This is a genomic window from Bacillus sp. B25(2016b) (assembly GCF_001679765.1).
Lineage (GTDB): Bacteria > Bacillota > Bacilli > Bacillales > Bacillaceae_G > Bacillus_A > Bacillus_A thuringiensis_K.
This window is the reverse complement of the sequence record NZ_CP016285.1, coordinates 3,047,640-3,062,426: the sequence shown is the minus strand read 5'-3', so window position 1 is coordinate 3,062,426 and position 14,787 is coordinate 3,047,640. Positions and strand designations below refer to the sequence as shown.

Genomic DNA, 14,787 nt, shown 5'->3' with positions numbered 1-14,787 from the left:
ATGTTATTCCATAAAATGATGGATAACCGAATATCGTTGTCCGCATTATGAAATTTTTCGTTGCCTTATTATGCCTATAATAATTGGAATAGCTGTCCCAATTAATAATATCGGTAAAAATCATTTTCCAAAACCGCCGCTCCAATCTAGCGCTATTGAAATTGTTTCAAATTGGATGAAAGCAAAAATAAGTAAACAGACATTTTTTAATTGATTAAGCATTTTTCTGCTGTTTAAATAAAACTGCTTCGCATTTGATTCATTAAATCTTTTTGGGTAGTTATGAACTTCTGGAAACTTTTCTAAAGTCTGCATGAGAAGGAGTATGAATGCTCCTATTCCTGGTAGAAGTAAAAGCTCCCACTTTGATCCCCAACGATCTACAGCCCCATATGCGTTATAATGTGCGGGTACTTCCTCAGGTAATCTTCCCCAAATGATAATCAAAAAAATGATGGATCCAAAGAACAATGAATATCCAATAATATCTCCACCCCATTCACTTTTTGTTTTTGGGATTTTTATTTTAGGTCTTTCCCATGAATTTACTATATTTTTCCGCTCCCTTCCTATAAGAACTAGAGTAATACAGTTTCTGGATTGCCAGTTTATAATTTGAATCTATTATCCAAATTATCTCAAATTTATAGTATTTTCACAATTAATTATTTTTGAATAACATGACTCATGTGTTTTAAACAGCTGTAAGATCTTTGGATAGTAGCTGTTCGTAAAAGAAAAAATTCGACTTAAGAGTTGATTAATGAGAAAATACAAGTTGTAAATAACGTACTAGTTGAGGAGAGCATAATGAAATATAAAGTTATATTATTCGACGTAGACGATACATTATTAGATTTCCCTGAAACGGAAAAATACGCATTACATAATGCGTTTGTACAGTTCGGTATGCCTACAGGGTATACTGATTATCTTGCAAGTTATAAAGAGATTAGTAATGGATTATGGAGAGATTTAGAAAATAAAATGATTACGCTAAGTGAATTAGCGGTAGATCGATTTAGACAATTATTTGCCCTTCATAATATAAAAGTAGATGCACAGCAATTTAGTGATGCATATCTTGAAAACTTAGGAAAAGAAGTACATCTTATAGAAGGTGCAGTGCAATTATGTGAAAATCTACAAGATTGCAAGTTAGGTATTATTACGAATGGATATACGAAGGTGCAACAATCAAGAATCGGAAATTCACCTTTATGTAATTTCTTTGATCACATTATTATTTCTGAAGAAGTTGGTCATCAAAAACCAGCGCGTGAGATTTTTGATTATGCGTTTGAAAAGTTTGGGATTACTGATAAATCAAGTGTACTAATAGTTGGAGATTCGTTAACTTCTGATATGAAAGGCGGAGAAGATTACGGCATTGATACGTGTTGGTATAATCCGAGTTTGAAAGAGAATAAGACGAGTGTTAATCCGACTTATGAAGTGGAGAGTCTGCTACAAATTTTAGAAATTGTAGAAATGGCGGAAGAAAAGGTAGTTTCATTTTAATTGTGCTGATATTTGTCGAAAAATCGATATATTGAAAAAATCGTTGATATATTGTGAGTTGTGATAGATATATTGAAAAAATCGTTGATATATTGTGAGTTGTGATAGATATATTGAAAAAATCGTTGATATATTGTGAGTTGTGATAGATATATTTGAAAAATCGATGATATAAGTTCATATACTAAGATATAGAACAAAAAATAACGCTACTATACAAGGTCATTCACGTGTTATAATGCGTGAATTAAATATACGTATATAAATAGTTTCTCAGAGTGATGCGATGTCATGTATGATTAGTGTAACAACTAGAGGTGAATAAAGGATGTTAACGTTTTTATTTGAGTTAGACAAGAATCTCCCGCAGAAGGATGAGTCACGGTATGATGCTTATTCAAAGGGTTTTATCGAAGGAGATGTAACGATTTGCGCGAGTGACAGCGTATTTTTTCAAAAATCATGTATAAAGGTTGCAGAGCTGGGCATTTATTTAGGTCAGTGGATGGAACAAGTTCAACATGGGCAGAACGTGCCTATGAAATATGAAACGGCTAACCGTGAAGAGGTAATTCTTGGTTTCTTCTATGAAGAGGATCATAATCAATGGAATGTTTCTTCCAGCTGGCAAGAATTTGAACTGCAAGAGCGTATAGCTACTACAACATTAATAGAGAGTGTTCAACGCTATTTGTATGAGCTAAATAAAGAACTGCGCATGATAGAATATCCTGTGACATTTGATCAGTACTTAAGAGGAGAGCAAATGATGCAGCTCTCTTACAAACGACCGTGTGACAGCAAAGCAGATACGACGCCGATAGAGGTTTATAATGGAAGCGAGCAAGTAGGCGTAGTACGGGGCTATTATAAAAATACGTTGATGAGAGTGCTGGATTTTATTCCGAAAATTGGTAGTAATATCATTTATGAAATAAAGGATAGTAAGGGAAATATTCGCGTCATTGCAAAGGATGTAAGTAGGCAGCGCCAAAGAAGGATTTTAGTAACGTACAAAGATAATAATGATGTAGAGCATGAAATACTTGTATGTGACGGAAAGTTATTGGATGCAAATTTCTTATTTACCTTTACATATAAGGCAGAAGAATATGTTGTTCATAAAACTTCATTTGGAATGGGAAAGTTATTACGAAAAGGCTATGTAATTGCAGATTGGAATATTCGTCTTGAGGAAGATATGTATTACATTGAGATGAAAGTATATGATGAAGATTACATGCAGGATCAATACTTACTATTAGGCATATTTCATGCGGTTTTATATGGATAATCAATGAGAAATACCGTCATTCGTCTTGGAAAGAATGACGGTATTTTTTATGTGATTCTTGTGACTGGATGCCTTTAATCAATCCTCAAAAATAAAAATCTCATCAATCGTACTATGTAGTGCCTTCGCTATATCGTGAGCAAGTTGTAAGGAAGGATTGTATTTACCTTTTTCGAGATGGCTAATTGTTTCACGACGTACACCAACTTGTTTCGCTAAATCTTCTTGCGTCATGTTCAATTTGGCGCGGTATTCTTTTATTTTCGCTACGAACGCCATGGTGCATCTTCCATTTCATCAACTGGTTTATCGTAAAAGAACATAGAGAATCCGAACGTAAGAATAAGTGTGCCGAAAATAAGAGCGATATCAATTTCTTGTAGCACCGGGTTTGGAAATAACATTTCAATGAACATAATGATAGCGGTAGTTAGTAACGTAACGATAAAGGCATTGCGGCACGATTTATTAACGATTTGTTCAAACAGTTCATCGTGTTGAACCGTTCTATATGAGGTGAAAAAGGAGAAGAAACAAAACATAGTAAACAATCCTTTTCCATAAAAAAAGCCAAGAAAACCGAAGAAACCAAGAAATCCTAAATATTTTATCCAAGTTGTTTTCATGATAGTTCCTCCTTATCATGTTAGAAATAAATCACGTTATGTTATAAATATATCACATATGAATAGGAATGGTAATAATAGTTTTCCAGTTTGCTTCATAATAATAGTAAAAAGAGGAAATAGGCTGCGAAATAAAGAGGATAATATTGTAAAATGGTTGTAAGGAGGGGGAGGAAGGTATGCTAAATTGGATTATGATCGTTGTATTACTTGTAGTGATTACTGTAGTCGCGACGGTGTTAATTGGGCGAAAGGGTGATGCAAATTATAGTAAATCTACAAAGGGGAATATTAGAAGACTTACGATGATTTATATTATACTAGCTGTCGTTTTAATCGTTGGGTTAGGTCTGTATATTTATTTTAAAGGTTAAAAACTGAAAAATACAAAAATCTAAAAATATAAGTATGCTATAATGTTAATATAGTTATTTGGTAATTAAGGAAAGGATTGGATGGGATGATTGAAATTACGAATGTGTCAAAAAGTTATAATGGTTCTACCTATGCAGTAAAAGATTTAAGTTTATCTGTGCCTAGCGGAGAAATCTTTGGATTTTTAGGACCGAATGGTGCCGGTAAATCAACGACAATTAAGATGATTACTGGTATTCATGGGGTGGACAAAGGGACTATTACGATTAACGGAAAAAATATTATGGAAGAGCCGATGGAAGCGAAGAAGACGTTTGGTTATGTGCCGGATAGTCCAGATATGTTTTTACGTTTAAAAGGAATTGAATATTTAAACTTTATGGCTGATATGTATGAAGTGCCGAAAGAAGTAAGACAAGAACGAATAGAATCTTTAGCAAAGAAGTTTGATCTTTATAATGCTTTATCTGATCAAATTCAAAGTTATTCGCACGGTATGAGACAAAAAATCGTTATTATTGGTGTGCTCGTGCATGAGCCAGATGTATGGATTTTAGATGAACCATTAACAGGACTTGATCCGAAATCTGCATATATTTTAAAAGAAATGATGAGAGAGCATGCGGATAAAGGAAAGATTGTATTTTTCTCTACACACGTATTAGAAGTGGCAGAAAAATTATGTGACCGCGTCGCGATTATTAATAAGGGGAATTTGCAGTTCAAAGGGAATTTAGATGAAATGAGAGATCATTTTAAATCCAATGAATCACTTGAAAAAATGTTCTTGGAGATGACGGGCAATGAGTAAAATTTGGACGTTAACGAAAGTATTATTGAAATTAAATTATGCAGATTTTATAACAGATAAGAAGAAGCGATGGGCGTATGTATTTTCATTTGCAGCTATTTTATTTGTCGGCTTTTTACTGTTTGGTTCTATCACGCATGCAATGTATGAGGGAATGATACATTTAGGGCAAGATCCAGGAATGATTATCGCAATGGGACTTGCGATTGCGAGTATATGGGTATTTTTAATGAGTATTACGAACATTTTAACTGTATTTTACTACAGCAATGACATTGAAATGTTACTTCCGTTACCATTAAAACCAGCGCAAATTATTTCGGCAAAATTTTTAACGGTATTAATTACACAATACGTAATGAGTTCATTTATTTTATTACCAATCTTCATTACATACGGTTTAAAAAGTGGCGCATTTATTACATATTACATATATATGATTTTTATTTACTTACTCTTCCCAATCGTGCCGTTAGTATTAGCTTCGTTACTGATGACAATTATTATGAGGTATACAAATATAGCGAAAAATAAAGATCGAGGAAATATATTTATTGGAATCGTAAGTATATTATTTATTGTAGGAATTAACGTATTTATGCAGTGGAGAAATAAAAGTGCGTTTTCTGGAGACGGGGCTGCGGAATATCTTGTAAATAATCAATCTTCTCTTTTAGTACAAATGACAAATTATTTTCCAACTACATATTTTGGAGCAGTGGCATTAGTAGAAAATGCAAATTGGAAGGGACCTTTATATGTAATAATCTTTGCAGTTATTTCATTTGTCTTCTTTGTGTTGTTTTATTACATTGCAGAGCGTACATATTTAAAAGGGGTTATTGGACTTTCAACGAGTACAGCAAAGAAACAAGTTATTTCCGCGGAAGGTTTACAGAAATCAACAGTACAAAGTTCGCATTTAAAAGCGTATGTGAAAAAAGAATTTAAAACGTTATTCCGTACACCACAATTTTTCTTAAATTGCATTGTACAAACTTTCGTTATGCCAATTATGTTGTTCTTTATTTTATTTGTGCAAGATGGAAATTTAAAGTTTATTACAGAGTATATTAACAATCCAGAGACAACGGGATTTGCAATTGGTGTTGGCCTTTGTGCATCTTTATTTTTAATGGGTAGTAACGTCATTGCAACAACGTCATTTTCGCGAGATGGAAGCTCTTGGTTTGTGAATCGTTATTTACCAGTAAAGGCTTCGGATATCTTTTTTGCGAAAGCAATCACTGCTTGGTTAATTAATGTAATTATTTTAGCAGTATTCGGTATTACGATGGCAGTTGTAGCGGGAATTTCTCCAGTATTTATGGTTCTTTGGTTCTTATTAAGTGCGAACGGTTTATTGTTAATTAATTTAATCGGAACACGCTGGGACGCACAAACTGCAGATATTCATTGGGATACAGAGCAGAAATTATTTAAAAGTCGATATACAACTTTGTGGAATTTTTTAGTTAATATTTTAATAGCTTTAATTATTGTGGGGGGAGTAAGTGTATTATACTTCTTCCTTCATGTCGGACTGTGGGTTATGTTTATCGTTTTATTTGTAATGTTTACGATTGTAAATTATATTTTTATTAAAATGTTAAAATTAGGTGCTGAACGTATACTGTCAAATATTCAATAAGAAGATAGATCCTCTGTATTCATGCAGGGGATCTGTGTATAGATGGAGGAGAAAAAGGTGAAGAAAATAGCAATTGTAACAGGGGCAACTCGTCTGAATGGAATTGGTGCAGCTGTATGCAAGGTGCTTGCTCAAAAGGGGATAGACATTTTTTTCACGTACTGGCCAAAGTATGATAAAGCGATGCCATGGGGAATGAGTGATCAAGAACCCTTTTTGCTGAAAGAGGAAATTGAAAGTTACGATGTTCGATGTGAAATGGCAGAAATCAATTTATCGCAGTCTTATTCGCCAAATCGTTTGTTTTATATGGTATCAGAACGGTTAGGTGATCCATCTATTCTAGTTAATAATGCAGTATATTCTATTCATACGAGAATTGAGGAATTAGATGTAGAGCAGTTGGATAAACATTATACAGTTAATGTTCGGGCTACTATGTTATTAAGCTCATTGTTTATAAAACATTATTCACTTAAAACGGGCGGGAGTATTATTAATCTTACTTCAGGACAGTCAGTAGGTCCAATGCCAGATGAACTAGCATATGCAGCAACGAAAGGGGCAATTGAAGCATTTACAAAGTCAGTAGCACCAGTTGCGATGGAGAAGGGGATTACAGTGAATGCTGTAGATCCAGGACCGACGAATACAGGATGGATTACAGAGGAGCTGAAGCATCATTTAGTATGGAAGTTCCCGCAAGGTAGAGTTGGAGAAACAATGGATGCTGCGCGCTTAATTTCTTTTTTAGTAAGTGAAGAAGCGAAATGGGTTACTGGGCAAGTCATTCACTCGAATGGTGGTTATTCATAAAAATATTATGTTAACAAATGTTGAGAAACAAAAAACGAAAGAAAATTTTATTTTTTTGTATAAATAAAATGTCAAGAAAGATAAAAATTTGATAGAAGAGTATATCGTCATATGAAGATAGTAATTCTTAATGTGACAATATACTCTTTTTCTTTTACTTACGAGCAGAAAAATGAAGTAGAAGAAACTCGAATATTCGAATTGATTTATCAGTTTTTGTACGTATTATTATGAAGATTACTGTCGGAAAGATGGTAATTCGTATGAAAAGGGATTTTTTAAGGGGAAATCGAATCGTAAAGGGGAGGATAAATAAAGTAAACATAGGGGGATTTATATGAAAATGAAAAAGGTCGCTATCGCATCGATAACAATTGGTACAATGCTTACTATGGCAGCTTGTAGTCCATCAGCAGATAAAGAGGCAGAAAAGAAAGAGCAAGTAACAGCGCAAAATGAAGGAGAAGCAAAAACGACAAGTGCAGATGAAGCGTCCAAAACAACGAAAGATACTGAAAAAGAAACAAATACTTCTTCAAATGAAAAAACAGATAAAGATGCAAAAAATACGAAAGAATCATCAGGAACAGAAAGTAACGGTAAAACATCAACTCAAAATGAGAATGTGAAAACAAAAGAAAAAGAAACGACAGGAAAAACGAATGACCAAACGACTAGCGGGAAAACAGCAGATCAAAGCACAAGTACAAACTCAGACGGAAAAACAACGAAAGATCCGAAGAAAAGTGTAGCTGTGAAAACAAGTGTCAAAGAAGTTGCTGCATTAGTTGATAGCTTAGACAAGCAATTAGCTGCCAATCCGAAATTAGAAACAGTAAATAAACTTGGAAAACAAATTAATGAAAAGTGGGATGTGATTGAGAAAGAGCTAGAAGCATCACACCCAGCTGAATATAAAACAATTGGGCAAAGTATGTACCCGTTAATTGTAGGAGCGGAGAAAGAAAAGATAGATATTGCTAAAATGAAGTCATTAACGATGAAAACGAAAAAAGATTTAACTCAGTTATTAACGAAACTTTCGTAGTTTTAAAAGCCTACTTGTGAGTAGGCTTTTTTATGTTGAGAGTGTAATGAAAGTTTATGGGAATTCTAACGAAAAAGGAGGGTAATAAATATGACAATTGATCGAGTTTGTACAATTGGCCCAGCAAGTAATAATAAAGAAACGTTAGCGCAATTAATAAGAAATGGTATGAAAATAGTGCGGTTGAATTTATCACATGGCACACATGAAAGTCATAAAGATATTATTCGTCTAGTCAAATCGCTAGATGATACTATTAAAATTTTAGGCGATGTACAAGGTCCTAAAATAAGGTTAGGTGAAATAAAAGGAGAACAAATTACACTTCAGGCGGGAGATTCTTTTCTTTTACATACGCAAGCAGTTACAGGGAGCAATAGAGAAGCAAGTGTGGATTATGCAGGAATTGCGAATGATGTGAAAGTGGGAAGTAGAATTTTAATTAATGATGGCGAAGTTGAGTTGATCGTTGAAACGGTAAGTGCGGATAAAATAGAAACAAAGGTCAACACAGGTGGTAATATCTCCTCACATAAAGGGGTGAACTTACCAGGGGCAATCGTTAGTTTACCGGCTATTACAGAGAAAGACAAAAAAGACATTCAGTTTCTTTTAGAAGAGGATGTTGATTATATCGCATGTTCTTTCGTGCGAAAACCTAGTCATATAAAAGAAATACGAGACTATATACAACAATATAAAGAAACGTCACCTAATATAATTGCAAAAATAGAAACGATGGAAGCGATTGAGAATTTTCAAGATATATGTAAAGAAGTAGACGGAATTATGATTGCAAGGGGCGATTTAGGAGTAGAGTTGCCGTATCAATTTATTCCGCTCTTGCAGAAAATGATGATTCAAGAATGTAATCGAACGAATACATATGTTATTATAGCGACACAAATGCTTCAATCTATGGTAGATCATTCTATTCCAACAAGAGCTGAAGTAACTGATGTGTTCCAAGCTGTACTGGACGGAACGAACGCTGTTATGCTTTCTGCTGAAAGTGCGTCAGGTGAGCATCCGATTGAAAGTGTAAAAACATTACGTCTCGTTTCTGAATTTGCGGAACATGTGAAAAAAGACGGTCCTTTTGTGATGAAAGATGTACTGAAATTGCTACATAAGTCTTTGGATGCGTGATAAAGTGAAACTTTAATCAGTGGGGGTGTCCATCCCCCACTGATTATCAGCCCTCACCAATCGGGCTCTTACTGCCCGGCGAATAGCGGGATAAATAAAAAGAGGGCGGATATGCATCCGTCCTCTTGTGTTTCATTCCTATTCTTCTTGCTCTTGCTCATCCAAAATCTTTTCAAACGCAGCAGATACTTTTTCGAACTCTTCATCATTCTCAATGTATGAGAATTCACTATCTTCTTCTACTTTTAAAAAGAAAATATCAATGTCTTCCTCAGTTTCTGTTTGGATATCTTCTACAAAGGCAACGGCAATATATTCTGCGCCATCGACATCCATCGCTCCAAGTACTTCTACTTCTTGCTCTTCGTTATTCTCATCACTAAGAGTAAACACTTCGCCAACTTCAATATCAGACATATTCATTCTCCTCCTGTCCAACTCTAATAAATAGAGTGTTTAAACTGCATACATACTAATATAGTTTTCCATGAAAAATCAATTTCATACATAGGAAAAATCAAATTCTACTTCTTTAGTATGCGTATACAGCTATAAGGAGCGCGTGTTATCTTACTAAATCCATTCAACAATTGTATCCATAGTCTGTCTTGTTTTATCACGTTTTGGCTCTTCTTTACGGTAACCAAAGGCAACCATAACAGATACTTCAAAGTTATCGCCATTGATTATGCCTTCTTGTCGAAGTAAAGAAGCTACTTTCTCTTTATCAAATCCTTCTATTGGACAAGAATCAATACCGATTTGAGCTGCGCTCGTCATCATATTACCTAAAGCAATATAAGTTTGCTTAGATGCCCAATCAAATACAGCACGATCGGATTGTAATAAGTTAAAATCTGTTTCCTGGAACTTTTTGAAGAATTCATATCTAATTTTTTGAGTGTCTTCAGGTAATCCAATAATATCGTTCATCATATGTTTAATATACTCTGCATCATAATGCATATCTTTAATGTTTCTTGAAAGAACAATGACAAAGTGACTAGCTGTTGCAAGTTGCCCACCAGCGCCCCATGAATGCGGTTGTAGTTTTTCTCTTAATTCTTTATTTTGTACGACAATAAATTTCCAAGGTTCATATCCAAAAGAAGAAGGAGATAATCTTCCTGTTTCTAAAATGAAATGAAAATCCTCTTCTGAAATTTTGTGCATAGGATCGAACTCTTTACATGCATGTCTGAAATGAAATGCCTCCATAATTTTCTCTTTTGTAATTTCTTTTGTATTTGTCATAAAAGTTCCTCTTTTCATTAATGTATTTTGTAAGTAAATTATATTTTTAAAGTAACATAGATACAAGTACGCACATTTATGTGGTATAGTATCAAAAAAGATACTATTGGTAAGGGAAGGGACTTATGATGGATTGTTCAAACGAAAATAATATAAATTACCCATTTTTAAATAAATATTCTTGTCCAGTTGAAGCGATGGTTGAGGTCATTGGAGGGAAATGGAAAGGGGTTATTTTGTATCATTTATTAGATGGTACAAAGCGGTTTAATGAATTAAAAAGATTAAAACCAAATATCACGCAAAGAATGTTAACACTGCAGCTGAGAGAACTCGAAGCAGATGGCATTATACATCGTGAAGTATACCGGGAAGTGCCTCCGAAAGTAGAATATTCGTTAACCGAGCTTGGTGAATCACTTCGTCCAGTAATTCTATTAATGATGGAATGGGCAACTCATAATATGGAGAAAGTTTTGGAGAGTAGAAATACGAAAAATAATAGTTAAGAGTTGTAGAAATAAAAGGTGTTTTCCATACGTGAAGACACCTTTTATTTCTGTATTTTTACTTTTTAACTTCAACTGCTGAAGTTGGAATGGCAGCCAAGTTTGCAGTTTTACCATACCAATCAGCATGTTTAAAAACAACACCTTTTCCATATCCTTCAGTTGAAGTACGTTCCCATAGCGTTGTTGAATAGCTAGCAGTAGGGGATGCTGTACTTACAGAAGAAATTTGATTTTGCCAACTAGGAGACAAGTTTTTATAACCGCTACTTAGAGAAAAATACTCGCTACCTTGATTTGTACGTTTATAGAAGTCTGTACTACCAGGTCCGCTTCCTTCAACACCAAGGGGAGTGATTGTATTATTCAACCTTTGTTTATCTTTTTCAATAAAAGCCTCTAAACTTTCTTTGCTCGAAAATCCATAAGATAACCAGTCTCCATTTTGATTTTGTTTCGGTAGAACTAGCGTTATTTTTACGTCTTCCTTTGATGGAGCACTCAATTTGTTAAACGAATCAACAGTCTTTTCATCTACAGTTACATATTCGAAAGAGGAAATCGTATAATCTTTTTCGGTACTAGCTGATACTGATCCTAGTCCTCCAGTTAACGATGAAACAGTTAATAATGCACCTACTACTAATTTTTTAAGCATGAATTCATCTCCTTTAAACTTAGATTTTTTACATAACTAAAATGTATGATAATTAAGTTGTATTGTAAATATTTAGAATTTTATAAAAATAAAACAGAATATTCTTTTATTAGTCTGGAGTAGGGAAAGTAATTTGAAATTAAAAAAGGATTTACTTAAAAAGTAAATCCTTTTTGGGTGTTAACAATAAAGTTAGTGTGTAAATTTTGCAATTTGCTAACCGACTTCAAAACTCTACTGATTAAAGTTTCATTTTATCCAGCTATGAATTATACACTTCTTTTGCATTCGTAGAAGCAGCATCTAATAAAAGGAAAAAGGCTGCTATAAAATGTAGAACCATTTCTATATAAGGAAAGAAGGCAACTAGAGTAACGATAATACCGATATAATGAGGGTACGCATTCATGCCTGCTTTTTTAGCTAATAAAATAGTAGTGATATGTAAAGCAATTAATAGTAGCAAAGGTATCCCATTTAGGTTAACAAGACTTGGAAATACATAATAACAAGGAAGTAATAAAAGGTGATAGATCCCTGTAGTCCACTTTAGTGCTTGTATGTAGGTTTTCAAAGTAAATCCTCCTAAAATCATTCATATCTATATATTACCAAAATTAATAGGTGATTGGATATTAAATACTTATGGTTTTTAGTAGAATATAATTATTTTATGTTAACTAATGGTTTCGTTATCTTTAAAATAGAAAAACCACCCAAACGAGGGTGGTTCGTATTATAAATAACTACTTAAAGAAGAAAGGGAGACTTTCACCTCACTACCTTCCTTCATATTCCGCAGCATAACGGTGTCTGTACTAAGTTCTTCTTCCCCAATAATAAGCACATAAGGGATGTTTTCTTTATTGGCATAATTAAGGGCACGTTTTAATTTGCGTCCTGCTAGTTCGAGTTCGACTTTTAAGGTAGTGGTAGAACGTAATTGCTGGGCAATTTGTAAACAGTGTAATTCTGTCCCGAGTGGGATGATAAATACATCCGCTGTAGATGATATCGTTTCTTTCTGCGACAGTGCTGTGTAAATAACGTCTAAACCGAATGAAATACCGACTGTTGGATAGCTCATATTATCGCCACGGAATGCCCCAATAATATTATCGTATCGACCACCGCTACCGATGCTGGATGTAATCGAGCCATCTTTTAGAAAGATTTCATATACGGTACCTGTGTACATTGTGAGTCCTCGTGCTAAAAATGGGTTGAATATAGCATTTTCATTTATTCCGAGAGCGATTAAATATTGCTGTAATTGTTGTAATTCGTTTACTCCTTCGGCAACGAGTGGAGTATTGAACGTTTCTTTAAAGTCAGCAATTGAAAGCTTTAGACAAGATAAAACGGTATTACATATCGTATCAGCCATTTCTTCAGAAATTCCGCGCTCAAGTACATCTTTTCGTACACCATCAATCCCAATCTTTTCGATTTTATCTAATGATAAAATGACGTCACTCGTTCGTTCAGTAGGAATGTTTATGGACTCCAGAATACCGTTTAACAATTTTCTGTTATTATATTGGATCGTTACTTCTAAGTTTAACGTTCGGAACAGTTCAAACGCCATACTCATAAGTTCCGCTTCTGCCATGACTGATTCTACACCAACTATATCAACGTCACATTGAATGAACTCACGAAATCTTCCTTGTTTAATTGGTCCATCTCGAAAGACTTTTCCAATTTCATACCGTTTAAAAGGAAGGCGGATGTTCGGATTCATTGCAACGACTTTTGCGAATGGAATTGTTAAATCATAGCGTAAGGCAAGGTCACGTTTTCCTTGATCCTGAAGCGTATATATTTCTTTTAAAATTTCATCACCACCACCGTACTTGTAAGACATAAGCTCATACATATTTAACGTTGGTGTTTCTAACGGTTTACATCCGTATCGTTCAAATGTATCTTCACAAGCTCTTTTAATTTTATTTCGTAACACTTGTTCCTCTGGTAAATAGTCTTTCGTTCCTTTTACATTTTTCATTTCCATTATAATCACTCCTTTTTAAATTAAAAAAAGCTATGCAGGTATAAAAATACCCACATAGCTTTATGAACGCTTCGTGGGTCAACAGGAAAAGCCCTGTACCCACGAAGAAAAATTTTTCTTCGGATACACGGCGTTACGTATGATGATGAAGTTGGAAAGAAGTATTAAAATTTCTCATTACAAATCTCTCCTTAACATAAGTTTTTCCAAATTATATCAGATGATTTTTCAATTATCAATATTTTTAGTTTTGAAAAATACGTGAAGTTATGTAGGAGAAATGGAAAAGGGTGTATAATAAAAGCAAAATTAATGTTATGAAATGACTTTTTAAGGAGAAACCCATGAAAAAAGATAAAACAAATGCGATGCGAATATTAGATAAAGAGAAAATTGAATATTCGATGATGTCATATGATCCAGATGATGGGAAAATTGATGGCGTATCAGTAGCCGAGAAAATTGGAAGAGAAGTGAAAGAAGTATATAAAACGTTAATCGCTCAAGGGAATAGTAAAAATTATCATGTGTTTATCATCCCGGTAGATGAGGAACTAAATTTAAAAGCTGCGGCAAAATCAGTAAGTGAAAAAAAGATTGAAATGATTCCTGTTAAAGATATTACGAAAGTGTCAGGGTATATTCGCGGTGGTTGTTCGCCAGTCGGAATGAAAAAGCTATTTTCTACATGTATCGATGAAAGCGCCCAATCACTTGAAACGATGATAGTAAGCGGCGGGAAAATCGGTATACAAATTGAGCTTAAAGTTGATGACTTGGTGAAAGTGACGAGAGCGCAGTTTGGTGAGATAACGAAATAAATAGTAAGACTTGAAGGGATATAGAATCCTTTTACAAATGGGAATGAAAAAAGGGATGTGTGAGACACATTCTTTTTTTATTTGTAGAGAAAAGAATTCATATTAGCATCGGATTTTTAATTTCTATATTAAATTTTATATATTTGAGCACAGTTTTCTTTAAATGCTTTTGAACAAATTATCAAATATGTATTATTGCATAAATAAATTACAATTTATAAGTTAATATTAAACTACTTT

At 33.9% G+C, this 14,787-nt stretch carries 17 protein-coding genes and 1 pseudogene; 10 read left to right on the top strand and 8 right to left on the bottom strand.

Annotated features, from left to right (window positions below; genetic code table 11):
• Window positions 1–45 precede the first annotated feature (45 nt).
• Window positions 46–471: pseudogene (locus tag BAQ53_RS15595) on the bottom strand (DUF1648 domain-containing protein).
• A gap of 339 nt (window positions 472–810) precedes the next feature.
• Here BAQ53_RS15595 and BAQ53_RS15590 point away from each other — a divergent pair.
• On the top strand, window positions 811–1,521 hold the full coding sequence (locus BAQ53_RS15590) for a YjjG family noncanonical pyrimidine nucleotidase (RefSeq protein WP_208905770.1): 711 nt from the start codon (window positions 811–813) through the stop codon (window positions 1,519–1,521).
• A gap of 328 nt (window positions 1,522–1,849) precedes the next feature.
• Window positions 1,850–2,815 (top strand): tubby C-terminal domain-like protein, encoded by a 966-nt coding sequence (locus BAQ53_RS15585; RefSeq protein WP_208905769.1) that lies wholly within the window; start codon window positions 1,850–1,852, stop codon window positions 2,813–2,815.
• A gap of 78 nt (window positions 2,816–2,893) precedes the next feature.
• Here the strand turns inward: BAQ53_RS15585 and BAQ53_RS15580 are convergent, their stop codons facing one another.
• Both BAQ53_RS15580 and BAQ53_RS15575 read right to left on the bottom strand, forming a co-directional pair.
• Window positions 2,894–3,094: a helix-turn-helix transcriptional regulator gene (locus BAQ53_RS15580; protein ID WP_208905767.1), complete on the bottom strand. Its 201-nt coding sequence runs from the start codon at window positions 3,092–3,094 to the stop codon at window positions 2,894–2,896.
• Window positions 3,082–3,441 (bottom strand): DUF3796 domain-containing protein, encoded by a 360-nt coding sequence (locus BAQ53_RS15575; RefSeq protein ID WP_074593369.1) that lies wholly within the window; start codon window positions 3,439–3,441, stop codon window positions 3,082–3,084. Before BAQ53_RS15575 ends, BAQ53_RS15580 begins: the two co-directional genes overlap by 13 nt.
• 179 nt (window positions 3,442–3,620) lie before the next feature.
• Here BAQ53_RS15575 and BAQ53_RS15570 point away from each other — a divergent pair, with 179 nt between their 5' ends.
• The 6 genes from BAQ53_RS15570 (at window position 3,621) to BAQ53_RS15545 (ending at window position 9,291) form a co-directional block, all read left to right on the top strand.
• On the top strand, window positions 3,621–3,815 hold the full coding sequence (locus tag BAQ53_RS15570) for a hypothetical protein (RefSeq protein ID WP_000935864.1): 195 nt from the start codon (window positions 3,621–3,623) through the stop codon (window positions 3,813–3,815).
• An 86-nt stretch (window positions 3,816–3,901) separates the two neighbouring features.
• On the top strand, window positions 3,902–4,627 hold the full coding sequence (locus BAQ53_RS15565) for an ABC transporter ATP-binding protein (RefSeq protein WP_000570206.1): 726 nt from the start codon (window positions 3,902–3,904) through the stop codon (window positions 4,625–4,627).
• Window positions 4,620–6,278, top strand: a complete 1,659-nt coding sequence (locus BAQ53_RS15560) for a putative ABC transporter permease subunit (protein ID WP_000036868.1) — start codon at window positions 4,620–4,622, stop codon at window positions 6,276–6,278. Before BAQ53_RS15565 ends, BAQ53_RS15560 begins: the two co-directional genes overlap by 8 nt.
• A gap of 57 nt (window positions 6,279–6,335) precedes the next feature.
• The gene (locus BAQ53_RS15555; protein ID WP_002164101.1) at window positions 6,336–7,094 is read left to right on the top strand and encodes an SDR family oxidoreductase; all 759 of its coding nucleotides are present in this window, start codon (window positions 6,336–6,338) and stop codon (window positions 7,092–7,094) included.
• A gap of 337 nt (window positions 7,095–7,431) precedes the next feature.
• Window positions 7,432–8,142, top strand: a complete 711-nt coding sequence (locus BAQ53_RS15550) for a hypothetical protein (RefSeq protein WP_208905764.1) — start codon at window positions 7,432–7,434, stop codon at window positions 8,140–8,142.
• Window positions 8,143–8,232: 90 nt separating this feature from the next.
• Entirely contained in the window at window positions 8,233–9,291 is a 1,059-nt protein-coding gene (locus BAQ53_RS15545; RefSeq protein ID WP_208905762.1) for a pyruvate kinase, read from the top strand.
• A gap of 138 nt (window positions 9,292–9,429) precedes the next feature.
• On the opposite strand, the gene BAQ53_RS15540 is transcribed toward BAQ53_RS15545, so the two are convergent.
• Both BAQ53_RS15540 and BAQ53_RS15535 read right to left on the bottom strand, forming a co-directional pair.
• Window positions 9,430–9,714, bottom strand: a complete 285-nt coding sequence (locus BAQ53_RS15540; RefSeq protein WP_166703313.1) for a DUF1292 domain-containing protein — start codon at window positions 9,712–9,714, stop codon at window positions 9,430–9,432.
• Window positions 9,715–9,864: 150 nt separating this feature from the next.
• On the bottom strand, window positions 9,865–10,545 hold the full coding sequence (locus BAQ53_RS15535; RefSeq protein WP_208905760.1) for an NAD(P)H-dependent oxidoreductase: 681 nt from the start codon (window positions 10,543–10,545) through the stop codon (window positions 9,865–9,867).
• Window positions 10,546–10,673: 128 nt separating this feature from the next.
• Between BAQ53_RS15535 and BAQ53_RS15530 the strand changes: the two genes are divergently transcribed.
• Complete coding sequence (locus tag BAQ53_RS15530; protein ID WP_016080914.1) at window positions 10,674–11,054, top strand: winged helix-turn-helix transcriptional regulator; 381 nt, start codon at window positions 10,674–10,676, stop codon at window positions 11,052–11,054.
• 58 nt (window positions 11,055–11,112) lie between these two features.
• Here the strand turns inward: BAQ53_RS15530 and BAQ53_RS15525 are convergent, their stop codons facing one another.
• From BAQ53_RS15525 to BAQ53_RS15515, 3 genes are all read right to left on the bottom strand, one after another.
• Window positions 11,113–11,712, bottom strand: a complete 600-nt coding sequence (locus tag BAQ53_RS15525; protein WP_087984158.1) for a hypothetical protein — start codon at window positions 11,710–11,712, stop codon at window positions 11,113–11,115.
• 262 nt (window positions 11,713–11,974) lie between these two features.
• Window positions 11,975–12,286: a hypothetical protein gene (locus BAQ53_RS15520; RefSeq protein WP_208905758.1), complete on the bottom strand. Its 312-nt coding sequence runs from the start codon at window positions 12,284–12,286 to the stop codon at window positions 11,975–11,977.
• A 162-nt stretch (window positions 12,287–12,448) separates the two neighbouring features.
• Window positions 12,449–13,726, bottom strand: coding sequence for a histidine--tRNA ligase (locus tag BAQ53_RS15515; protein ID WP_208905756.1), 1,278 nt, complete (start codon window positions 13,724–13,726; stop codon window positions 12,449–12,451).
• 344 nt (window positions 13,727–14,070) lie between these two features.
• Here BAQ53_RS15515 and ybaK point away from each other — a divergent pair, with 344 nt between their 5' ends.
• The gene (gene ybaK / locus BAQ53_RS15510) at window positions 14,071–14,547 is read left to right on the top strand and encodes a Cys-tRNA(Pro) deacylase (RefSeq protein ID WP_000710851.1); all 477 of its coding nucleotides are present in this window, start codon (window positions 14,071–14,073) and stop codon (window positions 14,545–14,547) included.
• Window positions 14,548–14,787 lie beyond the last annotated feature (240 nt).